This is a genomic window from Alicyclobacillus acidocaldarius subsp. acidocaldarius Tc-4-1 (genome assembly GCF_000219875.1).
Classification (GTDB): Bacteria; Bacillota; Bacilli; order Alicyclobacillales; family Alicyclobacillaceae; genus Alicyclobacillus; species Alicyclobacillus acidocaldarius_A.
Genome location: NC_017167.1, coordinates 716,224 through 740,684, shown reverse-complemented (window position 1 = coordinate 740,684; position 24,461 = coordinate 716,224). Strand labels below are relative to the sequence as shown.

The window sequence follows — 24,461 nt, the reverse complement described above, 5'->3', positions numbered from 1 at the left end:
TTACCACCAAGCGTGACAGCCTGGTGACAAACCACCACGCGTCCATGTCACCGCTGGGTTTCTCCGAGGACTTCGGCTGCATGCCACCATTTCTTCGATTGCGGATCCCGCACCCAAAGCCGCAGCCATCCGTTCTGCACCTTTCGTCGAAAGTCCGCATGCTCTCTGAGCAGGGTGGCCGCCTGCGCCACAGGCACTTCCATCACCACCGTGAGCCGCAGCGGACGGTGGTACAGGTGGCCATCGTCGGCCGCAATCGACTGCCACGGAAGCCCCGGCAGCAGATCGCTCGCGTTTCCGTGCATCACACCCACGCCGGCAGTGACCGTCTGCAGGACCTTGTTGCCTCCTCCGTGAACGTGCGGCGCCACCGTCGATGCGTAATACTGCAGATTGATCCACTGCGCCACGGTCACAGGACCCGACACAATCGCGCGGAGGTAGGCCCCGTCGGGATCGCACCGCCAGTCGTAGTCGTGCGCGAACACCTGGCCGCGCAGCTCTGCATCGAGATGGGGCAGACGGCCGATCCAAAAGGCGCGGTTGCGCGCCAACCCCACTCGGGCCGAGCTTCGCTCCAATCGCTCGCGCGGCGCACGGCCTCACGCCGAGCCATCCGCCCCTTTGCGCCGGGCAGTTGCTCGAGGCGCTCGGCGGCCGCGTGCGCTCCGGCTCGCCGCACATCCCTGTCGAGCTGCTGCCACATGCGCTCCATTTCCGGAGACATTCCCGGCAGCTCAATCCACTCGATCTCGTCCGTCGTCGTGATGTGCACCGCTGCGAGAAACACCGTCTCGTCCGGAATATGGAGACCGTGATGATGACGAAGCAAGCGTCTCACGTCCGCCTGATTAAGCGCCATCGCGAGCAGTCGCGCGTTGTGCCGTCCCGATTGTCCGCCACAGGCTCCGCATTCCAGCGCCGCCCGGTGTGGATGATTCTCGACCCGCGCCTCGTGGCCGCAGAGAACGACAATGGGCGCGAACGCGGTCAGCCCAATCGAGCGAAACAAGTCCGCGGCTGCCGACGCGAACAACTGCGCAGTTTCGCCAACCGCTGAATGCCTTGAAGCCGCAGAGTCATCCGCTTCGCCCGCAGGCTCCCACTGCGTGGCCACGGGCGGCAGGCCATTGCGCAAGAAGCCGCGAAGCCGGGCCGATGCGCGCGGAAACGACTGGAGAAGCGCGTTCAGCGCGAGATATCCGCCCGACAGTTCGGGCAAAGCGAGGGATGCCGCGCTTGCCTGTTTCAACTTCTTGAACGAAAGCGACATCGCCCGCAGAGCACCTGTGACGCGGAGGCGGCGATGATAAGCGCTCGGCTCCATCGCTCGCTCCCGCATGTGGGCCACAGGTGTCACGATAGCCGGACAGCTCGGGTGCGCATACGCGCTCTCCAAGATCTGTGTCTGCACCGCCAGGTTAAAAATCCGGCACATCCGTACGTCGCGTATGGACCAAGCGCCTCGAGGTGACGGCGCAAGGGCTCCGATCGGACGTCGATGCAGAACAGCAACTGGGCGTCGACTGCGTGCTCGCGAACGCGAGCCTCGCCAGACTGTACAAGATGCGCATCGAGCGTCTGCTCCCAGGCCTCGAGCCACACAGCGTACCGATCCGCGGTCAAGTATCGGTGCACGACCAGGACGAGATCATCGGCCATGTCGTGCTCCGCCTCGGCGACATGCGCAGCCGCCTGAGCCAGGCCGGTGAGATCGGGATGCGGCGCAAAGACGCCATCCGGCCCTGCAAAAGCCCACTCCAGGAGCACTCGCAACGCCAGATACTCCCGCAGCAGGCGGCCTTGGCCTCTGTCTTCCCTATCCCGATACCGAAGCGCCCCCACAAAGCCCGGCATGCGCAGATAATGCACGCGAAAGTAATCTGCCGCAAAACGCGGCGCTACGCGGAACCGGTCGAGCCCAAACGCGAGCGCCGCGTCCGGGTCTTCCGGCAGCTCCTCCATTCGGCGCCTCTCCACCTTGCCGAGCGACGGATCGCGCATGAGGAGCGCGCGGGCAGCCGAGAAAAGTCCCTGACCTCGCCCTGGCATCGGCCACGCCGCCTGCCCCCGGTCCAGGTACAGGCGAAGGTAACGCGCGGTGAGCGCATCGACGCGCCATCGCGACTCGTCGGACGGGAGCGCAAAGCGAAGCGCCTCGGGCGGCAGATCCACGCGAGCAGCTGTTCGCGCGGCGAGCGCCGCCGCTTCGTCAGTGATGGGAAGCTCGGCCTCCTCTTGCGTAAGACGGGGCTGAATACGGGCAAACGCCGCGCGCAGCGGCACTGGGACGTGGTGGTCCAGGTATCGATTCATACGATCCTTGAGCGCGTTTGGATCAATCTCTCCGCGGGAATACGCGTCCTGCAGCAGGCGCCAGGAGGGGTACAGCCGCACCCCGCCGAGCGCCTGAAGTCTCCGCATCGCCCCAAGAAAGGGTGTGTGTTCCATTTCCGGACAGGGATGCCGCGCAATCCACACCGGGAGGGGCCATTGAACGGCGCTCACGTCGAGCGCTATCTCGGCCGCAGCTGCGGCGGATGTCGGAGTCCAGGGATCAGGACGCAACGTGAGTGACGAGGTCACGAAAGTATCGCCTCCTCTCCCAGCGTTTCAAGCGCCACGGGGTGCGCTTCGATGGCATGCGGGCTCGCATCGCCGAGATACGCGAGCCACGCATAGACGCGCACGGAACATGGACCGCGAGAACGACTGCGAAGCCAAGCGTAGAGCGCGGCCTGAAGCGCCATCAGGCCCGCCGCCGCAACTGCGAGCTGCTCGTCCACCGGTCGTGGAGTTCCCAGAAGGACCTCCCACGCACGGATCAATTCGTCGCGAAGCGCCAACGCAAGCGCGCCTGCCAAAACTACAGCGGCGGCACCCGCCCATCGCCCAACCCGTAGGGTCATCGCGGAAGTGAGCGCAACTGCACATCCCGCGCCAAGCAGCAAACCGGACAGAAGGCGAAGCCCATCTGCCGGATGGGGCAGGGCATACAGCAGGAACAACGCTGAGCCAGCGAGCAGCGACCACGGAAAGCGAAGGGAGGGCTCCTCCGCCTTCACCAATACCTCGTCTGGGCGAGGCACGGCCGAGCCGGATCGCAGAAAGAGCGTCGCTTTGAACAGCCCATGCAGCAACAGGTGGACCATCGCGACGGCGTACGCACCCACAGCGCACTCCGTCAACATGAGCCCCATTTGGGCCATCGTGGACGCGACGAGCTGGCGCTTGTAGTCCGCATGGATCATAAGGATCCCCGTGCCGATGGCGATGCTAATCCATGCCACGGCCACAAGCAGCGCGCGAGGGAGGATTCCCCCTGCCGCGAGAACGGGAGAAAATTTGGCGAGAAGCAGCCCTCCCGCGTTCACGAACCCGGCGTGCATCAAAGCGGATACGGGCGTCGGCGTTACGGCGGAGTCGAGCAGCCAGCGCCCGGATGGCCAGTTGCCCGCCTGAGCGAGCGCAACGATGTCAAGAAGAAGGCCCGCGACCAGGCTAGCGCCAGGGTGCGCGGCGAGCGCGCGGATCCCCGCACCGAGCGACGACGTTTGCCCAGCCCATGCCGCCATGCTGCAAAGAAGAATGACGCCCGCCATGCTCGGTGCGAGCCTCGCCCAGGTCATCCGCGCCACTGCCCGAGCGGCTCGGCTTCGACGCTGCATCGCGATGAGCCGAATGAGCCCCGCGTCCATCGCCACCCAACACGCGGCGAAAAACCACACATTGTCTGCCATCCAAGCGGCACTCGCAAAAACAAAATCCAGGTCATCCAAGCCAAATAGGAGCCGTACCGCTCGTCTCCGGCCAGGTGACGTGCGGAAAAGGTCAGAACGACGAGGCCAAGCGCACTGATGTACAACGAAATCGCCCAGCCGAGGCCGGTCGGATGAAGCGGGCCCAATGGCACACCCGTCGCCCCCGTCACAAGACCGACCACCGACACGAGGCTCACGAGGCCAAGGCTCGCGAGGTGAATCCCAATGCGCCGCGAAGGTTCACGCAGAGGCTGAACCAAGGCTCCCGTCATACCGGCGGCAATCCAGGCCAACACCCAGGCCGCTACAACTTCTCGAACATTCACGAAATCCATGTGTCCCCTCCTACGCCGCGCCAATCGGCATTGACAGACAAAAACCGGCGCGCTCGACGGAAGAGAGGTTTCAAACCTCCGTCCCTCGAGTCACGCCGGTTTTTCGTCAACTCACGCCAGTTGAACAAACACCCGGTCACGTTCGCGATACGGGACCGCCTCGTCAACCCCTTCTCCAGAGGCTGTGCGCTGCGCTCGCCGCACCGATACAGATAGGTGACATTCCTCGATTGATTTTACGCCGCCATTCGCCTGGACATGACCCCACGTAAGCGACGGTCACGCGTCCCGCCCCGCGTCCACGACTTCGCGGCCGCCTTCGAACTCGCCGGACTCCAGTTTCCGCTCGAGATCCGAATGCAATCGGAACACCATGATCCGCTCGCCCGTCCGCGTGCTCAAATCCGTAAAGAAACTCTTCACTTCCTCGCCCGTGATCCGGCGGATGATCTCTTTCAGATCCTCGACACCGGATTCCACCAAGCTGGTGCGCGTCCGCTTAACGGACAACATTCCCTCGTATGTCTCGCAGAGCGCATACTCCGCGGACGAAAGAATGCCATGCAGCGAAACGATGATCATATCCCGCAGGATATCCGTCTTGACCGAGACCGAGCCGCGCCCTAGATAGTCCTTTTCCCACTTCGTCAAGGCGTTCGAGATGTCAGCCTCGATGCAGCCTTTCAGCTTGGATGCCGCCATGTGTCTCTCCCTCTATCCACCGTCGCTGCACGGCCTCGTGCTGGACATCAGTGAATATTGTAACAAGGGGATGTGCGTGGCGACAAGGGGAACATGGCCGAGGGGCCCGGAGATATCCTCGGGCCCGCTGTACTCATGACGCTCGTGACCGCGTGATCAAATGGGATACTGGCGCCGTTCGCGCTGAATGGAAATCCATTTGAGCGTGGTAAACTCCTCGATCCCCCACTGTCCGTTGTACCCCCCGACGCCCGAAGCCCTTTCGCCGCCAAACGCCACGAGAGGCTCGTCGTTCACCGTACCGTCGTTCACGTGAAACATACCTGTTTCCACCTGCATGGCGATCCGCACACCGCGTTCCACGTCGCGAGTGATGACAGCCCCCGTCAGGCCGTAGTCGCTGTCGTTGGCCACGCGCACCGCGTCTTCCTCGTTCTCGACGGGTATGACCGCCACCACGGGGCCGAACATCTCCTCTCGGGCACACGCCATCTCCGGGCGCACATCCACGAGCACCACTGGCCCCACGACGTTCCCCTCCACGGGTCCCCGATAGGCAACTCGAGCGCCCTGTTCAAGGCTCGTATCGACGACGGCGAGCAGCCGCTCGACCTGACGGCGGTTGATGAGCGGCCCGATGACCGTCTCGGGGTCCCGAGGATTGCCCATCTTCAGTTTCGAGACGCGTTCGACAAATTTCCCGAGAAATTGCTCGTACACATCCTTGACGACGATCAGGCGATTGGCGCACATGCAGATCTGGCCCTGATGCGTGAACCGGCTGAATATCGCGGCGTCGACGGCGAGGTCGAGATCGGCATCGTCGAGCACGATAAGCGCACTGTTGCCGCCCAGTTCGAGGGTCACCCGCTTCAGGTGCCGACCCGCCACCTCCGCGATATGCCGCCCGACCGCTGTGGAGCCGGTGAACGAGATGATTCTCGGAATCGGATGCTCGAGAAACGCATCACCGATCTCCGCGACGTCAGCCACGACGACGTTGACCAGCCCCTTCGGTACGCCCGCCTCCTCAAACACCTTCGCTAGCAGCGTGCCGCCCGTGATGGCAGCCTCTTCGTGCGGCTTCAGGACGACACCGTTGCCGCACGCGACGGCAGGCGCCAAGGCGCGCATGGACAAACACATCGGGAAATTGAACGGACTCAGAATGCCCACCACCCCGGCAGGCAGGCGCAACAGGCGATTTTCTTTTCCGGGAATCGTGGCCGGCAAGAGCCGCCCTTCCATGCGCAGCGGGTACGTCGCCGCCTCGCGGAGGAAGTTCTTCACCAATTCGAACTCAATCGCCGCCTTGATGAACGTGCCTCCGATCTCGTCCGCGACGAGCGAGATCACCTCATCTCGATAGCCCTCCCAGATCTGCAGCGCTCGCTCCATGACCGCCTGCCGTTCGAACGGACTCACCTGAGCCCAGGTCTTCTGCGCCTCCGAGGCGGCGCGATACGCCTGGTCGATGTCTTCCACCGTGGCAAGCCGAATCTCGGCGACCGTCGAGCCATCGAACGGATTCTGATCGAGATGCACGCGAGAACTGCGTCCGTCGCGCCACTCACCGGCGATGTATTGTCGTGAGAGTTGCCTGACATCCAGCATGGTGGCCTCCATTTCTCGCCGACGCGACTCGCTCGGCGATGGTTTCGAAGGCTATCGTAGAAGCGCTTTCATCATCAGACAAGAGCCCTTTCCCGCCATACGGAACACCAGCGTGCGCAAGATGCCCTTGATCGAAACGCCCAAAACCAAATTCGCCGGCCCCGTCCTTCGGCGGACGGAACCGGCGAACCGCTTCCTCATGTTTCGTGTGATCCATGCATGGTGGAGGCGACGGGAATCGAACCCGCGTCCGAAGACCTCGCCGCATGTACATCTACGGGCGTAGACCGTCTACTGAAGTCCCTGTGACCCGCGGACGATCACGCTGGTGCACAGGCAAGTTCGCTCATGTCTCGCGGCATCCCCGCGAACGAGGGAAGCCGCCAGCCTGCTCAGATGACGTTACGCGACGCGCGCAGGCGACGCATCACGTAACGGTCCCGCTGGATTAAGCAGCGAGAGCGAGCTTGTTTTGAGTGGTAAAGCGATTCGCTTTGCCAGTTAAATTTAGACCTGCGTGCATCACGTGGTCGCAGCCCCACGGCCCGCCGTACATGCTCGAACAGTCCCCGTCGAATCCAAAACGCCCCCGCGTTTTGGCGACAGCCGTTCGGCATGTCCTCAAGCGAATCGCCTATCGTTCAAGACCACGTCTTATTATACACCATTCTGAAGACAGATCAACCCAATTCCATCATGTCCCTGTCGATGAGCGGCCCATGAACTCTCCGCGCGTTGCAACGGTTGTCATTCGCCGCGCATGCGCGCTCGGAGGGCGCGTTGAATCTCCCGATTTGCGTCCCGCTCCTTGGCGGCTTCGCGCTTGTCATACAGCTTCTTGCCCTTCGCGAGCGCCAATTCCACCTTGGCCCAGCCATCTTTAATGTAAATCTTGGTAGGCACCAAGGTGACCCCGCGCTGCCGGACCGCGCCGTACAGGTGGTTGATCTCCTTCTTGTGCAACAGGCACTTGCGAGGCCGCAGGGGATCATGATTGAACCGATTCCCCTGCTCGTACGGCGCGATGTGCATGTTGTAGATGTACACTTCGCCGTCGTCCACGCGCGCGTACGCGTCCCGCAGGCTGACCGACCCTTTGCGGATGGACTTGATCTCGGTTCCCGTCAGCACAAGGCCCGCCTCGTACGTCTCCTCGATGAAGTAGTCATGATACGCCTTCCGATTTTGCGCAATCAACCGAATCCCCTGCGATCTCGCCATCTCACGTCACTCCGATGCTCCGACGGGCGCGCGGTTGGCGGCCGTGCGTCCGGGCACCCTGTCACCGCCCACGCGCACGGCGCTGCACTTCCGGCTCACCGTTTTCGCTTTTTGTGCGAACCGCGCTTGCCCGATTTCCCTGCTTCCGACTTTCGCTTCTTGGCCGCTTTCTCGCCTGGCCGCGATGGCCCAGTTCGACGGGTTCTCGCGCGTCGGCCGTTGCCGCCGTCCGCCTCCCAAGTCGGCCAAGTCCGGTAGCCACCGCGCCGAGTGGAAGCCGCCTCAAAGCGGCCGCCCGCTGTCCGGCCATCTGCCGACGGCTGCACGTCAAGCGCCTTGCTCCGACCTCCCCGCTTCCGCCCTCGCCGAGTACGGGGATCCGGATACTCCTCGTCCCAGGCATCGTACGGAAGTTCGGACGGCAACATGTCGGCCAAAGCCGCTGAGCGCTCTTCTTCGCCGTCATCCCAGTCCGACAAGCGGACGCCCGCGCGCGCCTTCCCACTTCGATCCCGCCGCGCGCGATGGCGCTTGTCGTCCCGCTCCCGGCGGCCGCCACTGGCCCGGGAAGCCGCCTCGCGCCTTCGTCGCTCGGTTTCCCGCCGTTCCTTCGGCGTCAGATCCTCATCATACACAATCGCGCCCGGGCCTTCACCACCGACGTACGTCGCTTCGCGCAGATGTTCCACGAGCCCAAAGTCGATGCGCAGATCCTCCTTGACCGCCCGTATCACCACCACCCGGACCGGATCGCCAATCCGAAAGACGCGCCGCGTGCGCTCGCCGATGAGCGCCATCTGGCGCTCGTGCAGGACGTAGTAATCGTCCGACAACTCGCTGATGTGGATCAGGCCCTCGACGCCGTTGTCGAGCTGCACAAACAGGCCGAAGGGGACGACGCCTGAGATGATGCCGTCAAATTCCTCGTCGATGTGCGCCTGCATGTACTCGACCATCTTCAACTGATCGACTTCGCGCTCCGCCTCCTGGGCAATCCGCTCGCGCTCGCTCGACTGCCGGCTCGCCTCGGCGACAAACTCGCGAAGCTGCTCCTCACGCTTGGGAGACAGCGATCCGTGCGTCAGCACCTCGCGGATAATGCGATGGATGGCCAGGTCCGGATACCGGCGGATGGGCGAGGTGAAGTGCGTGTAGTATTCCGCCGCGAGGCCGAAGTGCCCCGTGCACTCGGGGCGATACTTCGCCTGCTGCATGGAACGCAGCATGACCATCGCAATCATCCGCGCCTCGCGCTTTCCCTCGACCTCATTCAACACTTCCTGCAGCGCGCGCGGATGAACCTTGCCCCCGGCTGAACCCTTCACATGGTAACCGAAGTTGTGAAGGAACAAATTGAGGTGGATGATCTTATCCGGGTCAGGCTCGTCGTGCACGCGGTAGATGAACGGCACGCCTAGCCAGTGAAAGTGCTCGGCCACGGTTTCGTTGGCGGCGAGCATGAACTCCTCGATGATCCGCTCCGCGATGGATCGCGGGCGCGGCTCAATGGACGTGGGCTCGCCGAGATCGTTCACGCGCACCTTGATCTCGTCAAAGTCGAAGTCGATGGCTCCACGCCGCATCCGCTTCTCCCGCAGGATGAGCGCGAGCTCCCGCATCAGCTCGAACATCGGCACGAGTGGCGCGTAGCGCGCCCGCAGTTCCTCGTCGCCCTCCTCGAGGATCTTGCGCACGTCGTTGTAGGTCATGCGCTCCGCCGTCCGAATCACGCTCGGCACAATCTCATGGGAGACGACGCGCCCCTGTCCATCGATCTCCATCACGCACGACATCGTGAGGCGATCCACCTTCGGATTCAGCGAGCAGATGTTGTTCGACAGGCGCGGCGGCAGCATCGGGATGACGCGATCCACCAGGTACACGCTTGTCCCGCGCCGAAAGGCCTCCTTGTCGAGCGGGCTGTGTTCCTTGACGTAGTAGCCCACGTCGGCGATGTGCACACCGAGCTCGTAATGGCCGTTGGGCAGGCGTTTCACGTGTACGGCGTCGTCCAGGTCTTTGGCGTCCTCCCCGTCGATGGTCACGATGGTCTCGCTGCGAAAATCCTTCCGCCGCGCGATCTCGGCCGGATCAATCTCCAATGGGATCCGCTCGGCGTCGGCCAGCACATCCTCGGGAAACGCCTCCGGAAGGTTATACTTGCGCACAATGGCCAGGATGTCGACGCCGGGCTCGTCCGGATAGCCGAGGACTTCCACCACCCGCCCCACCGGCCCATGCGTGGCCGTGGGATACGACGTCAGCTCGACCACCACCACCTGCCCGTCGTGTGCACTCGCCACCGCGTCCTTCGGGACAAAGACGTCCTCCGGAAACCGCTTGTCGAGGGGAGTGACGAAGGCGTGATGCGCGTAAATGGAAATTTGGCCCACGATGCGGTCGTTCCCGCGCTCCAGGATTTTGACGATCTCGCCCTCGCGGTGGGCCTGCGCGCCCTTGCCGCGCTCCTCGCGCAGCCGCACAAGCACCCGGTCTCCGCTCATGGCACCGTTCAGCGCGGACTGAGGAATATAGATGTCCGCCTCCGCCTCGTTTTCGGGGATGACAAACCCGTACCCCGCGCTTTGAGCTGAAGCCTGCCGGCGATGAAGTTCATCTGCTCCGGCAACGCGTATCGGTTGTTCTTCGTGCGAACGAGATCCCCCGCGTCCTCCATTTCGTTCAAAAGGCGGACGAATGCGCGAAAGTCCGCCGCACTCTCTACGCCGAGCCGCTCGCACAATTCCTGGACCGTGCTCGGCCTGTATTCCTCCGAACGCATGTATTCAAGCAATCGCTCTTTCCACAAGAAGGCTTCACTCCATCGTCCATCCGCCGAGTGCACCGGATTCTGTCGCGTGCGTTGCTACTAGTATGAACCCAAACGGGCGAGATCGCCACAAAAGGAAGAAGAAAATTGCGCGGTGCGGCCAACGGGAGGTGGGGTCAGACGGCCTTCCGGCTCGGACGCTTGTGAAGGAAGAGCGAACAGACGACGAGCCCGGCGGCGAGCGCGACGAGCAGCCAGAACGAGTCCAAAAAGTTTCCGGTCGCGTCCTTGATGGCCCCCGCCAGGATAGGCACCACGCCCGAGATGAGATAGCCGCCACACTGCATCATGGCTGTCCAGCGACTCGCATCGTCTCCGCTTTTGGTCTCATCCAGCGGCAGAATGAGCAAGATGGGAAACAGTCCCCCGAGCCCTACGCCGAGTAGCGCATCCGCCAACCAAGAACTCCAGGCAGGGAGTGGGAGAGCGCAGGCGACGAGCCCCACGAGCGTCAAGGACGCCGAGGCGACGAGCCAGGGTGCCCGGTTCCTCGTGCGGCCCAGGGCCATCGGCACGACAAGGCTGGCGAACATCTGAATAAGCGCAAACACGGTGAGCACCACGCCCGCGCCACTGGCCGAATACCCCGTCTCTTCCGCCCGCGGCGCGAGCCACGTCGTCGTCGAATAATAGATACCCGATTGCAGGCCGAACGCGGCGAGTAACAGCCACGCCCTGCCCGTGCGCCAAGGCGATGGCGACGCCAGCGCATCCCGCCCACCGGCGTTCAATCCGCCTGCGTTGCGTTCGCCGCCCCCTGGCGCTGTTCGGAGCACCGGCCACCAGGCGACAAGCCCCAGCGCGGCGAGTCCCGTCCACATGCCGAGCGACGCCTGCCACGATCCAAGCGCTTGCGCCAGAGGAATGGACAGCGCGGCGCTCGCCAACGCGCCGAGGCCGATGCCCACCGAGTACAGGCCGATCACGGCAGGGGCGCGGCGGCCAAAATGATGCTTGATGAAGCCGGAGAGCAGCGGCCCACAGATGGCGATGCCGAGGCCTGCCGCAAACGCGGATGCCAAGAGCAGCCATGCCGCATGCGCAAAGAATCGCACCAGCGTCGCGATGCCCACCAGCCCGACACACGCGAAGATGGCGCGATTCATGCCTAACCTCGCCGCCACCGCACCCGTGAGCGGCGCGAAGGCGCCCATGCAAAACACGGGAATGGACGTGAGCAGGCTGACCTCCGCGGCGTTCATGTGGAGCGAGCGCTGAATGGTGAGCACCAGCGGACCGATGGACGTGATAGGCGGCCTAAGGTCCAGTGACACCACGAACACCGCCATCACCAAGAGCGAGAGCGCCTTTCCCATCCCCATGTCCTCCATTCCTCGGAGCGCAAAAAAGGAGCCCTTCTGCACCGCAGAAGAGCACCTGAGCCCCGCTTCATCTGATGCTTCATCTGTTTTTGATGGGTCGCACGACTAGTGCACGTTGTAGTGGTACATCACCGCGATGAGCCCCGTCACCAGGAACAAGAGTATGGCGAGCACCACGGTCACGCGGGCCAGCAGGGAATCCATCCCTTTTGGGCGGCGGTTGGAAAACTGGTTGGCGCCGCCCGTGATGACGCCCGACAGGCCCGCGCTTCTTCCCGACTGGAGCAGGATGACAAGCACGAGCAAGGCACAGAGCGCCACGAGGGCAATCTTGGCCGCCAGCATCATGGTCTTGTCACCTCCGCTCCCCAAATCCCAAACTTAGTCTAGCACGGCTGTCAACCTTGCACAAACGCGCCGCGCCCCGCGTACGCCGCCGCCGCGCCCAGTTCCTCCTCGATGCGCAGCAGTTGGTTGTACTTCGCCACGCGATCCGTCCGGCTCGGCGCGCCGGTCTTGATCTGGCCGGTGTTGAGCGCCACGGCGATATCCGCGATGGTCGTGTCCTCGCTCTCGCCTGAGCGGTGGGAGATGATGGCCGTGTAGCGGTTCTTCTTGGCGAGCTCGACTGCGGCAAACGTCTCCGTCAGCGTGCCGATCTGGTTGACCTTCACGAGGATGGAGTTGCCCACGCCGCGATCGATCCCCATCTTCAGCCGCTCCACGTTCGTCACAAACAGGTCGTCCCCAACCAGCTGCACCTTGCCGCCGAGGGCCGCGGTGAGGTTCTTCCACCCATCCCAGTCGTCCTCCGCCAGCCCGTCCTCGATGGACAGGATGGGGTACTTCGAGAGCAGTCCCTCGTAGAAGTGGATGAGCTCGTCGGCCGATCTCGTCACGCCCTCGCCCTCAAAATGATACTGGCCGTCCTTGTAAAGCTCCGTCGAGGCGATGTCGAGCGCGATGGACGCCTGCTCGCCCGGCTTGTACCCGGCCTTTTCGATGGCCTCGACAATGACCTGAATGGCTTCCTCGTTAGTCTTCAGGTTTGGTGCAAATCCGCCCTCGTCCCCGACCGTGGTCGACAGCCCTTTATCCGCGAGCACCTTTTTCAGGCTGTGGAAGATCTCCGCGCCCATGCGCAGCGCCTCGCGGAACGTCGGCGCGCCGTGCGGCACGACCATGAACTCTTGGATGTCGACCGTATTGTCCGCGTGCTTGCCGCCGTTCAGGATGTTCATCATCGGCGTCGGCAGCGTGTGCGCGTACGTCCCGCCCAAGTAGCGGTACAGCGGCAACCCCACCTCGGCGGCTGCGGCTTTCGCCACCGCAATGGACACGGCGAGGATGGCGTTTGCCCCGAGCTTGCCCTTGTTGGGCGTGCCGTCCAGGGAGATGAGCAGGTTGTCGATGGCAATCTGGTCCAGCGCGTCCTCGCCGATGATCTCCGGCGTGATGATCTCGTTCACGTTTTTCACGGCCTTGAGCACGCCCTTGCCCTGATAGCGGCCCTTGTCGCCATCCCGAAGCTCCACGGCCTCGTGAGCACCGGTCGACGCGCCGGACGGCACAATGGCGCGTCCCTTTGCGCCGGACTCGAGCTCTACCTCCACCTCGACCGTGGGATTGCCGCGGGAATCGAGCACCTCGCGCGCATGGACGTCAAAGATCTCGGACATCGCGATCCTCTCCTTTGTTTGACAGGAATTCAGTGTTCAATCAAGGTCGTGCCCGTCATGGCCTGAGGCTTGGGCACGCCGAGCAGATCGAGCAGCGTCGGGGCGAGATCGGCCAGCACGCCGCCCTCGCGCAGCTTCAAGCCGGGGACCGTCACAATGCACGGCACCGGATTGGTCGTGTGCGTCGTGCAAACCTCGCCCGTGTCGGGGTAGATCATCATGTCGGCGTTGCCGTGATCGGCTGTGATGATGGCGACGCCGTCCATGTCGAAGATGGCGTCCATCACGGTCTTCAGGCACTCGTCGACCGCCTCGCACGCCTCGATGGCCGCCTCGAGCGAGCCGGTGTGCCCGACCATGTCCGGGTTCGCGAAGTTCAGGATCATGGTGTCGATCTCGCCCGAGCGAATGCGCTTGGCCGCCGCATCCGCCACCTCGTACGCGCTCATCTCCGGCTTCAAATCGTACGTGGCGACCTTGGGCGACGGGATGAGCACGCGTTCCTCGCCGGGGAACGGCTCCTCGCGCCCGCCGGAGAAGAAGAACGTGACGTGCGGAAACTTCTCCGTCTCCGCGATGCGGAGCTGCGTCAGCCCCGCCTTCGACACGACCTCCCCGTACGTCTCGGTCGGGAAGTCCGGCGGATACGCGATCTCGCTCTTCACATCGTCGCTGTATTTCGTCATCGAGACAAAGTGCACCTTTGGCGGATTGGGCCCGCGGTCGAACCCATCGAACGCCGGATCGGTGAAGGCGAGCGATAGCTGAATGGCGCGATCCGGCCGGAAGTTGAAGAAGATCAGGCTATCCCCGTCTTCCACCGCCGCGAGCGGCTTGCCGTCCGCGCCCACGTGCACGATGGGCTTCACGAACTCGTCCGTGACGTCCGCCTCGTAGCTCGCCTGAACAGCCGCGATGACGTCCTCTCGGCGATTCCCCTCGCCGTGGACCATCGCGTCGTACGCGAGCTTGACGCGCTCCCAGCGCCTGTCGCGATCCATCGCGTAATACCGCCCCATCACCGTCGCGATGAACCCCGTCTGGAGATCGTCCATGAGCCGCTGGAGTTCGGTCAGATATCCGACGCCCGTCGTCGGCGGCGTGTCCCGCCCGTCGAGGAACGCGTGGACAGCGACGCGGGGAACCTTTCGGCCCGCGGCCATGCGCAGCAGCGCAAACAGGTGATCGATGTGGCTGTGCACGCCGCCGTCCGACACGAGGCCGCAGATGTGCAGGGTCTTCTTGCGGCGCACGGCGAGATCCATCGCGCGAACCAGGACCTCGTTCTGGAAGAAGTCGCCGTCGCGGATGGCCTTGGTGATCCGGGTCAAATCCTGATACAGGATGCGCCCCGCCCCGATGTTCGAGTGACCGACCTCGGAGTTGCCGAACTGCCCGTCCGGCAAGCCGACGGCCTCGCCGGACGCCTGTAGCGTCGTGTGCGGATACGTCTCCCAGTAGTGATCGAAGTTCGGCGTCTTGGCCAGGTACACCGCGTTTCCCTCGTGGTGCGGACTTAAGCCGAAGCCGTCGAGGATGATGAGCGCGACGGGGCCTTTGCCGTTCGGGCGCGGTTTTCGCACAAACTCGGTCATGCGAGCACCTCCTTAATGGCTTCCGCCATCGCCGCGAACGACACGGGATCCAGGCTGGCGCCGCCCACCAGCGCCCCGTCGAGATCGGGCTCACGGACGAACGACGCCACATTTTCAGGCTTCACGCTGCCGCCGTACAGGATGCGAAGCCCCTCGGCAGCTTGGTCCGACCAGGTCTCCGCCACGGCCGCGCGAATCGCCCGCGCGACTTCCTGCGCGTCCTCGGGCGTGGCCGTCTTGCCGGACCCAATGGCCCAGACCGGCTCGTACGCGACGACCGCGCTCGCCACCTCGTCTGCGCTGAGACCGTCGAGCCCCTGCAGCACCTGACCCGTGACCACTTCCTTGGTCACGCCGTCCTCCTTCTGCGACGAGTTCTCGCCAACACACAGAACCGGTGTCATGCCGTTCGCCACGATGGCCTTCACCTTTTGATTGATGAACTGATCCGACTCGCCGAACAGCATCCGGCGCTCTGAGTGTCCAGCCAGGACGTATTTCGTCCCGAACTCGGCAAGCATACCCGGGGCAATCTCGCCTGTATACGCACCTTCCTTTTCTGGGAAAACATTCTGAGCTCCCAAGCGCACCTGGGCCGGCAACATCACGCGCAGGACGTGCAAACAGGTGTACGGCGCACAAATGGCGTACTCGACCCGGCGGTCAAGCTTCTGCGACTGCTGCCCGAGGGCCTCCGCGAAAGCCCGGGCCTCCGCCACCGTCTTGTACATCTTCCAGTTGCCCATGAGAAGGGGCGTCCTCGCCATCCAAAAGACCTCCTCACTTGTCCTCAATCACGGCCACGCAGGGCAGGGTCCTGCCCTCCAAAAACTCCAGCGACGCGCCGCCGCCCGTGGAGACGTGGGTCATCTTGTCCGCCACGCCCGCCTGTTCCACGGCAGCCACCGAATCGCCGCCGCCGACGATGGTGGTGGCGTCCGCCTCCGCCATGGCCTGCGCGATGGCAAACGTCCCCTTTGCGAACGCGGGCATCTCAAACACGCCCATCGGGCCATTCCAGATGACCGTCTTCGCGCCGAGGATCTCGTTTCGGAACATCTCCACGCTGGCCGGGCCGATGTCGAGCGCCATCTCGTCCGGCTGAAGCTCGCTTACGAGCCGCACCGTGTGCTCGGCGTCCGGCGCAAACGCCTTGGCCGCCACCACGTCCACGGGGAGCAGGAGCTTCCGGTTCGACGCGCGGGCGAGATCGAGCAGTCGACGCGCCGTCTCCTTTGCGTCCTCCTCGACGAGGGATTTGCCCATGTCGTGGCCCTCGACCGCCAAAAATGTGTTCGCCATCCCGCCGCCAATGATGAGGGCGTCCACCTTAGGCAGCAGGTTCTCCAGAACCTTGATCTTGTCCGACACCTTGGCGCCTCCGATGATCGCGACGAACGGCCGCTCCGGATTCGCGAGGGCCCTGCCCATGATGCCGACCTCCTTCTCCATGAGGAAGCCCGCCACGCAGGGTAGATATTGCGCGATCCCGGCCGTGGACGCGTGCGCGCGATGCGCCGAACCGAATGCGTCGTTCACGAAGACGTCGCCAAGATCGGCCAGCTGCCGGGCGAACGCCGGGTCATTCTTCTCCTCGCCGGGATAGAAGCGGACGTTTTCCAGGAGCAGAATGTCGCCGTCCGCAAGCGCCGACACCGCCTTCTGCGCCTCCTCACCGACGGCCTCCGGGCAAAACGACACCCGCTTGTTGGGAAGGAGCGAGGCCAGGTGATCTGCGACGGGCCGAAGGGAATACTTCGGATTCGGTTCACCCTTCGGACGCCCGAGGTGGCTCATGAGAATGACGCGAGCGCCGCGGTCCGACAGGTATGTGATGGTGGGCAGCGCCGCGCGGATGCGCGTGTCATCGGTGATGTGATGCGCATCGTCCATAGGCACATTGAAGTCCACGCGCACCAGGGCGCGCTTGCCCCGCCACGCCACATCTTCCACGGTCTTCTTAGGCACAAAAATCCTCCCATCTCCAAGCATCGTCTCATCTCGGGTGCTGTTCCGCTTGTATTGTACCAGACGCTCCCGCGCGCGTCTAAAGGGGCAAGGGCAGGCATATACATGGCAAGAGCGAGATTGCATCGGGGGTGGCCCACCATGACCATCGGCATCATTGGGACCGGACACATGGGCGGCATGCTGGCCGCCCTGCTCGCGGAGACCGCAGGCGAGCACATCCTCGTGTTCAACCGCACGCCGGAAAAGGCTGCCCTCGTGGCTGAACGTCACCCTCACATCTCTGTCGCCAGAGGACTTTGCGAGATTGCCGAGGCGTGCGAGACGGTGGTCCTCTGCACGCGCGCCGCGGACGGAGAACAGGTGATCCGCGACATCGGCCCGCGGCTCTTGCCCAAGAGCCTGCTGCTCACCACGATTTCGACGGCCGATCTTGCCGCTTGGCAGGACCTCACCCCCGCCGTCCCGGTCAAGATGGTGCCGAGCCTCACGCAGTGGACTAAATCGGGCGTCATCCTCGTCATCTACCCGGACGCCGCGGACCGAAGCATCAAGCGTCGAGTCGAGAAACTTCTTCGCCCCATCGGCCGGCCGTATTCCGTCGCGGACGGGCAAGTGCGCGTAGCGTCGGATCTCACGAGCTGTGGACCGGCCTTTTGGGCGCGCCTATGCCTCGCTTGGACCAACGCGGCCGTGGCCACAGGTGCGCTTCGTTCGACAGAAGCGGCCGAACTCATCCGCGACACGGCCGTCGGGTTTGCCCGCCTGCTCGAAGCCGGTTGGTCCTTCGACGAAGTCCTGGACGCCGTTTGCGTGCCGGGCGGCGTGACGGAAGCCGGATTAGAAGCCTTTGCTGGGGCGGAAGATATCTTCGCCGATCTCCACTGCCGCACCGCTCGCTTTGCGCGCGGCCATCCACCGGAGACACCCCTTGGCAACTGAGGCCCATCCGTTCAGGCCGAGGCCACCCCCCACGTCTCGAATTTTTAGAACCTTTGTCGAAAGAGCGTGAACTGGAATTCACCGTCTTGTGCGACATTCGGCCGCGTCGCATAATGAATACAAGTGTAGAAATTTGTTTGCAATGCCGTTAAAGGTGGTTGTCACGTTGGGCTCTGCATATGCATCCATGGCTTCAAACGACAACGACTGCTGCAGGCCTGATGAGGGCTCGGGCGCGACCTCCCTGCCCCGCCCCAGGGCGCCGCACCTCCATGCGCGCGCGAGCTCGCGCGAAATGTCCTTTTTCGAGTTCGTGCGCGATCTCGCCGCGACGCACCCCGACCCCGATCCGTTCCTGTGCCTGGTGCTCGACGCCGAGGGCGGCATCATGACCAGCGCGGCGCACGGCGAATGGGAGACGGGTGACATGGCTGCGTGCTTGAGCGCAGCCTTGCGCGAACTCCGCCCAGCAACTGCTCAGGAGATGCGGACATCGCGGCGAACCGAGGTCAGCGAAGCGGCGGTCGCCGTGCTCCGCCTCGAGCAATGGCACGCGGCGTGGACGCAGCTGCCGATGGCCGTTGGACGAGCCCGGCATCTCGCCGTGGTCCGGCGCGCATCCGAGGAAGACCCTCACAACCTTGGGCGCCTCACACTTTACTTCGCACACGCAGCCGCCCAGGCGTGGACAAGCTGCGAGCGCACACTCATGCGGAAAAGTCAGTGCGTGATTCAACGCATGCGAAAGAAACTGCAGGAATTTGAGAAAGTGTCTGCATTAGCTCAATTGTGCGCTGGGATCGCGCACGAAATCCGGAATCCCCTCACGACGGCCCGCGGATTTTTGCAGCTTTTTGCAGAACGCTGCGACGCCAAGGACCGTGCCTACCTTGAGCTCACCATTAGCGAGCTGGACCGCATTCGCGAACTGTTGGAGGACTTCATGGGCCTGTGCCGACCGGACCGCGAGGAGGCGGCCGAGATCGACATGGCCGAGATTGCGAGATCCGTTCACCGGTTTCTCGTCCCCGAAGCAAGCCTCTGCGATATCGCATTCGAACTTCACGTCCCCGACCATCCCGTCCGAACTGCCGGGCGTCCTGCTCAGATCAAGCAGGTCCTCATCAATCTGGTACAGAATGCGCTTCAGGCCTGCCGCGGCCAGCAGCATGCGGCAGTAAAACTGGAAGTCGACGACGAGGACGATCGCGTGCGGGTGAACGTGGTGGACAACGGCTGCGGGATCGAACACATGGACCGGATCTTTCGGCCGTTTTACACCACGAAGTCCACAGGGACGGGGCTCGGCCTGTTTGTGTGCAAACACATCGTCGAGTCGCACGGAGGGGCCATCTCCGTCCGATCTCAGGTCGGCGCAGGGACCACGGTCACTGTGGAGATCCCGAAATGCGCGCGGCGCGCGTAGTCAGCGCGCCGCCAGAAGATCGCCGAGTTCCGCCGTCAGCCGCGCGAACCGCTCGAGCGCCTGGCGGACCGGCGCGTCGCTGGTCATATCCACTCCCGCCATCCGAAGCAGATCGATGGACGTGTTGGAACTTCCCGATGAAAGAAATTGGAGATACCGCGCCACCGCCTCGTCCCCCTCGCGCCGGATCTTTTCCACCAGGGCAAGCGCGGCCGAAATCCCGGTCGCGTATTTGTACACGTAAAACGCGGAATAAAAATGCGGGATGCGCATCCAGCCGTGCGCGATGTCGTCGTCCACCGTCACCTCGGGCGCGTAGTAGGCTCGATTCAACTCGTAAAACACTTCGTCCAGCCAATCCGCCGTGATGGCGCCGCCCGACTCGATGCGCTCGTGCGTGCGCTTCTCGAATTCCGCATAGAGTGTCTGCGCGACAAGCGTGGTGCGAATCGTCTCCACCTGGCGGTTGAGCAGGTACGCGCGCCGGAGCGGGTCCTCTTCCCGACCGAGCAGGTGATCGTACAAAATGGCCTCGTTGACCGTGGACGCGACCTCGGCCACGAAGATGGTGTAATCGCTGTAGATGTACGGCTGCGTCTTCCGCGAAAAATAACTGTGCATGGAATGGCCAAGTTCGTGCGCCAACGTGAACATGTCCTGCACCGAATCCGTGTAGTTGAGAAGGATGTACGGATGTGTGCCATACGTTCCCCATGAATAACCGCCCGAGCGCTTGCCCCGGGTCTCATACACATCCACCCAGCGCCCGTAGAGCCCCTCGCGCGCGGCGCTCGCGTACGCCTCGCCGAACACCTCGACAGCTCGAAGAACGGTCTCGCGCGCCTCCGCGTAGGGGACCTTCCAGTCGATCTCGCCGACGAGTGGCACGTACAAATCCCACATGTTGAGTTCGTCGAGCCCAAGCGCGCGCTTGCGCAGCGCGAGATACGACTGAAGCGCAGGCACAGACTCCCGCACCGCGCGGATCAGGTTTTCGTACACCGCGCGCGGGATCCGGTCCCCATCCAGCGCCGCGTCGAGCGCGGACGGGTACCTCCTGACGCGAGCGTTAACGACGTTTCGCTTCACGCTCGCCGCATACAGCGCCGCTATGGTGTTGCGATGCTTTTTGTACGTGTCGTACACCGCGTGGAACGCCCGTTCCCGCACGCCGCGATCCCGCCGCTCCAACAGCTCGTGATACAGCGCGTGCGTCACCTGCACGTCTTCCCCGTTTTCGTCGCGGATGACCGGGAAGACCGTGTCCGCGTTGTTGTACATCTCAAAGATCTCGGACGGGGCGTGCAGCACCTCGCTGAACTGCGCCAAAAGCTCCTCCTGCTCCGGGGTGAGGACGTGATCGCGCTGGCGGAGCGTTTCCTCAAGGAAGAAACGGTACAAGCGGAGTCCCTCGACCGATTCGAGCCAGCCTTCGACCTGCTCCGGGGAGAGCTGAACGAGTTCAGGATAGAAAAACGACGTCTTCGCCTGGATTTCGGCGGCGAGCCGCTGGGCCTCCGCGAAGAGCGCCTGCCGCCAGCTCTCCGTCGTGTCCTCGTCGAGCTTCATCTTGGCGTAGACGAAGAGCTTCGCGAGGATCTGGCCAAGTTCATCGTGCGCCTGCAGCACCTGGAGAAGCGTCTCGCCGGACGTGTTCAACCGCCCGCGAAACTCGGCGAACGCCTCCGCGAGCGCGCGGGCGCGATGCGCGTCCTTGTGCCACGCCTCTTGATCCGGGTAGATGTCTTCCAGGTTCCAGCGATACTCGGGGTCAATCTCCTGCCTCGCCTTGCCGCGCACGTCGCGCGCCCAAATCACCTGTGATGCCACCTTCAAGCCTCCTTGTCTTGCCGCCTCACGTTTGCCATCTGCGCGTCCGTGAACGCGCCCGGGAGAAGCGCGCCAACGGTCGTCTCCCTCACGTCGCCCTGAAGATTCCCGAGGTAGACCGGCGTGTCGGGCGAGCAGAACTCGGCCAACACCTGCCGGCACGCGCCGCAGGGAGAAACCGGCTCTGGGCTGTCCGCGATGACGGCCACCGCGCGAATCTCGGGCTTCGTCCCCGGTCCACCCTCGGCGACAGCGCGAAACACCGCGGACCGCTCCGCGCAGTTGGTGAGCCCATACGACGCATTCTCGACATTGGCGCCCGTCACCATGCGCCCGTCCGCAAGCTCAAGCGCCGCGCCCACGGCGAAACCGGAGTACGGCACGTATGCGCGATCGCGCGCCTCTCGCGCCGCGTCCATCAGATCGGCGTAGGGCAGGGCCTCGCTTCGGTCGATCCGGGCGAGAATGAGCGGCGGCGCTTCGACGGGATCGTCCGAAATCTGTATGGCCGCCTCGAGCTCCTGGATGCAGCGGAGGGCGTCCTCCCCCGTGCGCGCGTGCACGGTGAACATGGGGCGATGGGTCTGGACGCGATCGCCCACCTTGGCGTGCAGCACGATCCCGACGGACGGATCGATGGCCTCTTCCTTCGTCTCCCGGCCCGCGCCAAGCCGCATCGCCGCGAGCCCGAACGCGAGCGCCGACAGCTTGGCGACAAACCCGGCCTTCTTCGGCAGATAGGGCATTTGGACCGGCGCCTGCGGAAGGCGGCTCGGATCGTCGACCACGGCCGGATCGCCGCCCTGCGCCGCAATCCAGCGCCTAAGCGTCTCGAGCGCCCGGCCCTCGGCGACCGACTGGCGCAACATGCGCCGCGCCTCCTCGCGCGTGGCGGCCACGCCCGCCAATACCGTCATCTCCTCAGCCAGGGCGAGCGCGATCTCGGCGAGATCGAAAGGCCCCTCGCCGGACAAAACGCGGATGGCCTCGGCCACCTCGAGCGCGTTCCCGATGGCGCACCCGAGCGGCTGATCCATGTTGCTGAGGACGGCGACCGTCCTTCTGCCCGCCGCCTCGCCGATCTCGACCATCAGCCGCGCGAGCCTGCGCGCGTCCGAGCGCGACTTCATGAACGCGCCGTCGCCCACCTTCACGTCGAGCACGATGGCGTCGGCGCCGCCCGCCAGCTTCTTGCTCATCACGGAACTCGCGATGAGGGGCAACGACTCCACGGTCCCCGTGACGTCCCGGAGCGCGTACAGCTTCTTGTCCGCCGGCGCGAGATCCGCGGTCTGTCCTCCCAGTGCGATGCCCACCTGCCTCACCTGCGCCACGAGTTCCGCTACGCTCAAATCCGTGCGGAATCCTGGGATGGACTCCAGCTTGTCGATGGTCCCTCCCGTGTGACCAAGCCCCCGCCCGGACATCTTGATGACCGGCACGCCGATGGACGCGACGAGGGGCAGCACGACGAGCGTCGCCTTGTCCCCCACGCCTCCGGTGCTATGCTTATCCACCTTCACGCCCGGGATGCCCGAGAGATCCAGCCGTTCTCCGGAATCGGCCAAGAGCCGCGTGAGCACGAGCGTCTCCTCGCGGGTCATGCCTCGCCAGACCACCGCCATGAGAAAGGCACTCATCTGGTAATCCGGGATTCTCCCCGCCACGTACCCCTCAATGAGAAACCGAAGCTCCTCCTCCGCCAAAGCCTCCCCTCTGCGTTTTTTGTCGATCACGTCGACCGCTCGCATGCAAAGCCACCCTCTCGTCTCGAGCTCTTTCGCGTCCATGGTACCACAGCGCGGAACGAGCCGTGCGACGCCCCTTCACGGACGGGACAGACTCCAGTAAAGTGATACGTGGCAGATTTGCACGCGATTCTCGGCTCAGCCGGAAATGGAGACGAACCACCGTGATGGGACGAAAGCTCACGCTGTACAGCTTCGCATATCGAGGACTATCCTCATTTCTCACCTTCGCCAACAGCGCCATTGCCGCGCGGTACTTGCCGACGGCGAGTCGCGGCGAATTTCAACTCTCCACCACCGTGGCCACCCTGGGTCAGTCGTTCTCGGGCGGATACACCAATTATTTTTCCTACGCGCTGCCCCGCAGGCCACACGACAAGGCGCAGATTGTGCAAATGGGAAACTTTGTGATGTATTTGTTCAGCCTCGCCGTCTGGCTGTGCGCCCTCGCCGCCATCTGGCTCTGGCACCCGCCCCTCTCCATGGCCTATGCGATGGTTGGGATTCCCTTCACGTTTCTGTTCGGATACGGCTCGAAGCTTCTCAACTCACTGGGAGAGATCTCGTGGCTGAACCGCGTCAACATCGCGCAAGCCGTGACTTTTCTCGTGCTGTACCTGGCCTTTATTGCGTTCCACTGGCACATGGCTCCTGGGCCCCGTCTCGTGTGGACGTTTCGCATTTGGCTCGTTTCCTGGGCCGTTTGCGTCGCGCTGACGCTCGCCGTCACGTATCAGAAGCTCGGGTTCGGAGAGACGCTCAAGTGGCGATTCCACCGGGCGGAATGGCGGGGGCTGTATCGGTACGGCACGGCTTCCTCGCTTGCCATTGTCACGGGGTACGTCAACTATCGCACGGACTTCTGGATGCTTGCGCTGATGCACAACGCCACCACGCTCTCCATTTACGGCGTGGCAGTGGCCGCAGCGGAGATCCTCAACACCCTCACCCAAACCATCGCGACCATGGTCTTTCACCGCGTGACGGCCGCGAGCGTAGATGACGCCGGGGCCATCACGGAGAACGCCTCGCGGCAGACGCTCATCACGTCCATCTTCGCCGCCTGCGCCCTGGCCCTGGGGATGCCCATCATCGTGCTCATTTATAGCTGGCACAAGTACGGCGGAAGCCTCGGGCCGTTCTACGTGCTCCTCCCAGGTCTCGTGCTCAAGGCCACAGCCAATGTGATTGCCCAGTACTTCACCAACGCGCTCGGGCGCCCCACGGCGCTCACCTGGGTGAACCTGGCCGTGATCGCCGCCAACGCCCTGATGTGCCTAGGACTCATTCCGATCGCCGGCATGTACGGCGCGTCCATCGCCTCGACGCTCTCGTACGTGCTGGAGCTCGCTTTATACGTCACCTGGTATCGGCGGGCTTCAGGACGCGACAGCAGGGCGCTGTGGCGCATCACGCGCGGCGATCTCGCGCCGTATCTCGATCTCGTCCGCAAAGTTCGCGCGCGCTTGACCCGGACGGCATAAAAAA

Annotated in this window: 16 protein-coding genes, 1 other RNA gene and 2 pseudogenes; 3 read left to right on the top strand and 16 right to left on the bottom strand. The window is 63.8% G+C overall.

Annotation, left to right across the window (positions count from 1 at the left end):
• Positions 1-47 precede the first annotated feature (47 nt).
• From TC41_RS03355 to TC41_RS03300, 14 genes and pseudogenes are all read right to left on the bottom strand, one after another.
• A pseudogene (locus tag TC41_RS03355) lies at positions 48-2,451 on the bottom strand (putative inorganic carbon transporter subunit DabA).
• Positions 2,452-2,582: 131 nt separating this feature from the next.
• Positions 2,583-3,740 carry a proton-conducting transporter transmembrane domain-containing protein gene (locus TC41_RS03350; protein ID WP_237700021.1) on the bottom strand — a complete coding sequence of 386 codons (1,158 nt, stop codon included), beginning with the start codon at positions 3,738-3,740 and terminating at the stop codon, positions 2,583-2,585.
• Positions 3,626-4,096, bottom strand: coding sequence for a hypothetical protein (locus TC41_RS16715; protein ID WP_014463584.1), 471 nt, complete (start codon positions 4,094-4,096; stop codon positions 3,626-3,628). The genes TC41_RS03350 and TC41_RS16715 overlap by 115 nt, the downstream gene beginning before the upstream one ends.
• A 279-nt stretch (positions 4,097-4,375) precedes the next feature.
• Positions 4,376-4,798, bottom strand: a complete 423-nt coding sequence (locus TC41_RS03345) for a DUF2294 domain-containing protein (protein ID WP_012810150.1) — start codon at positions 4,796-4,798, stop codon at positions 4,376-4,378.
• Positions 4,799-4,954: 156 nt separating this feature from the next.
• A complete protein-coding gene (locus TC41_RS03340; RefSeq protein WP_041694973.1) occupies positions 4,955-6,412 on the bottom strand; it encodes an aldehyde dehydrogenase family protein in 1,458 nt (485 codons plus the stop codon).
• Positions 6,413-6,632: 220 nt separating this feature from the next.
• Positions 6,633-7,003, bottom strand: a transfer-messenger RNA (tmRNA) gene (gene ssrA / locus TC41_RS15645).
• Between the two features lie 156 nt (positions 7,004-7,159).
• Positions 7,160-7,633, bottom strand: coding sequence for an SsrA-binding protein SmpB (gene smpB / locus TC41_RS03335; protein ID WP_008341088.1), 474 nt, complete (start codon positions 7,631-7,633; stop codon positions 7,160-7,162).
• Positions 7,634-7,728: 95 nt separating this feature from the next.
• Positions 7,729-10,415 (bottom strand): annotated as a pseudogene (rnr, locus tag TC41_RS03330) (ribonuclease R).
• Between the two features lie 164 nt (positions 10,416-10,579).
• Positions 10,580-11,785 carry an MFS transporter gene (locus TC41_RS03325; protein ID WP_237700020.1) on the bottom strand — a complete coding sequence of 402 codons (1,206 nt, stop codon included), beginning with the start codon at positions 11,783-11,785 and terminating at the stop codon, positions 10,580-10,582.
• 105 nt (positions 11,786-11,890) lie between these two features.
• The gene (gene secG, locus TC41_RS03320; RefSeq protein WP_014463578.1) at positions 11,891-12,133 is read right to left on the bottom strand and encodes a preprotein translocase subunit SecG; all 243 of its coding nucleotides are present in this window, start codon (positions 12,131-12,133) and stop codon (positions 11,891-11,893) included.
• Between the two features lie 50 nt (positions 12,134-12,183).
• Entirely contained in the window at positions 12,184-13,464 is a 1,281-nt protein-coding gene (gene eno, locus TC41_RS03315; RefSeq protein ID WP_014463577.1) for a phosphopyruvate hydratase, read from the bottom strand.
• Positions 13,465-13,493: 29 nt separating this feature from the next.
• On the bottom strand, positions 13,494-15,059 hold the full coding sequence (gpmI, locus tag TC41_RS03310) for a 2,3-bisphosphoglycerate-independent phosphoglycerate mutase (RefSeq protein ID WP_014463576.1): 1,566 nt from the start codon (positions 15,057-15,059) through the stop codon (positions 13,494-13,496).
• Positions 15,056-15,826: a triose-phosphate isomerase gene (gene tpiA / locus TC41_RS03305; protein ID WP_014463575.1), complete on the bottom strand. Its 771-nt coding sequence runs from the start codon at positions 15,824-15,826 to the stop codon at positions 15,056-15,058. The genes gpmI and tpiA overlap by 4 nt, the downstream gene beginning before the upstream one ends.
• Before the next feature lie 13 nt (positions 15,827-15,839).
• Positions 15,840-17,027, bottom strand: a complete 1,188-nt coding sequence (locus tag TC41_RS03300) for a phosphoglycerate kinase (RefSeq protein WP_041694972.1) — start codon at positions 17,025-17,027, stop codon at positions 15,840-15,842.
• Positions 17,028-17,168: 141 nt separating this feature from the next.
• Here TC41_RS03300 and TC41_RS03295 point away from each other — a divergent pair, with 141 nt between their 5' ends.
• Positions 17,169-17,969 carry a pyrroline-5-carboxylate reductase family protein gene (locus TC41_RS03295; protein WP_014463573.1) on the top strand — a complete coding sequence of 267 codons (801 nt, stop codon included), beginning with the start codon at positions 17,169-17,171 and terminating at the stop codon, positions 17,967-17,969.
• Positions 17,970-18,156: 187 nt separating this feature from the next.
• Complete coding sequence (locus TC41_RS03290; RefSeq protein ID WP_237700019.1) at positions 18,157-19,395, top strand: sensor histidine kinase; 1,239 nt, start codon at positions 18,157-18,159, stop codon at positions 19,393-19,395.
• Here TC41_RS03290 and pepF read toward each other — a convergent pair whose 3' ends face one another.
• Both pepF and TC41_RS03280 read right to left on the bottom strand, forming a co-directional pair.
• Positions 19,396-21,225 carry an oligoendopeptidase F gene (pepF, locus tag TC41_RS03285; protein ID WP_014463571.1) on the bottom strand — a complete coding sequence of 610 codons (1,830 nt, stop codon included), beginning with the start codon at positions 21,223-21,225 and terminating at the stop codon, positions 19,396-19,398.
• Positions 21,226-21,227: 2 nt separating this feature from the next.
• Positions 21,228-22,976 carry a pyrimidine-nucleoside phosphorylase gene (locus TC41_RS03280; protein WP_041695672.1) on the bottom strand — a complete coding sequence of 583 codons (1,749 nt, stop codon included), beginning with the start codon at positions 22,974-22,976 and terminating at the stop codon, positions 21,228-21,230.
• Positions 22,977-23,140: 164 nt separating this feature from the next.
• Here TC41_RS03280 and TC41_RS03275 point away from each other — a divergent pair, with 164 nt between their 5' ends.
• The gene (locus TC41_RS03275; protein WP_237700084.1) at positions 23,141-24,457 is read left to right on the top strand and encodes a polysaccharide biosynthesis C-terminal domain-containing protein; all 1,317 of its coding nucleotides are present in this window, start codon (positions 23,141-23,143) and stop codon (positions 24,455-24,457) included.
• Positions 24,458-24,461: the final 4 nt, after the last annotated feature.

What these genes read in the sequence shown, in the direction of transcription:
- TC41_RS03350 (WP_237700021.1), bottom strand. Translation starts at nt 3,740, where the DNA reads ATGGCAGACAATGTGTGGTTTTTCGCCGCGTGTTGGGTGGCGATGGAC.
- TC41_RS03290 (WP_237700019.1), top strand. Translation starts at nt 18,157, where the DNA reads ATGGCTTCAAACGACAACGACTGCTGCAGGCCTGATGAGGGCTCGGGC.
- eno (WP_014463577.1), bottom strand. Translation starts at nt 13,464, where the DNA reads ATGTCCGAGATCTTTGACGTCCATGCGCGCGAGGTGCTCGATTCCCGC.
- TC41_RS03345 (WP_012810150.1), bottom strand. Translation starts at nt 4,798, where the DNA reads ATGGCGGCATCCAAGCTGAAAGGCTGCATCGAGGCTGACATCTCGAAC.
- gpmI (WP_014463576.1), bottom strand. Translation starts at nt 15,059, where the DNA reads ATGACCGAGTTTGTGCGAAAACCGCGCCCGAACGGCAAAGGCCCCGTC.
- TC41_RS03275 (WP_237700084.1), top strand. Translation starts at nt 23,141, where the DNA reads ATGGGACGAAAGCTCACGCTGTACAGCTTCGCATATCGAGGACTATCC.
- TC41_RS16715 (WP_014463584.1), bottom strand. Translation starts at nt 4,096, where the DNA reads ATGGATTTCGTGAATGTTCGAGAAGTTGTAGCGGCCTGGGTGTTGGCC.
- TC41_RS03325 (WP_237700020.1), bottom strand. Translation starts at nt 11,785, where the DNA reads ATGGGGATGGGAAAGGCGCTCTCGCTCTTGGTGATGGCGGTGTTCGTG.
- TC41_RS03340 (WP_041694973.1), bottom strand. Translation starts at nt 6,412, where the DNA reads ATGCTGGATGTCAGGCAACTCTCACGACAATACATCGCCGGTGAGTGG.
- TC41_RS03295 (WP_014463573.1), top strand. Translation starts at nt 17,169, where the DNA reads ATGACCATCGGCATCATTGGGACCGGACACATGGGCGGCATGCTGGCC.
- TC41_RS03280 (WP_041695672.1), bottom strand. Translation starts at nt 22,976, where the DNA reads ATGCGAGCGGTCGACGTGATCGACAAAAAACGCAGAGGGGAGGCTTTG.
- smpB (WP_008341088.1), bottom strand. Translation starts at nt 7,633, where the DNA reads ATGGCGAGATCGCAGGGGATTCGGTTGATTGCGCAAAATCGGAAGGCG.
- tpiA (WP_014463575.1), bottom strand. Translation starts at nt 15,826, where the DNA reads ATGGCGAGGACGCCCCTTCTCATGGGCAACTGGAAGATGTACAAGACG.
- secG (WP_014463578.1), bottom strand. Translation starts at nt 12,133, where the DNA reads ATGATGCTGGCGGCCAAGATTGCCCTCGTGGCGCTCTGTGCCTTGCTC.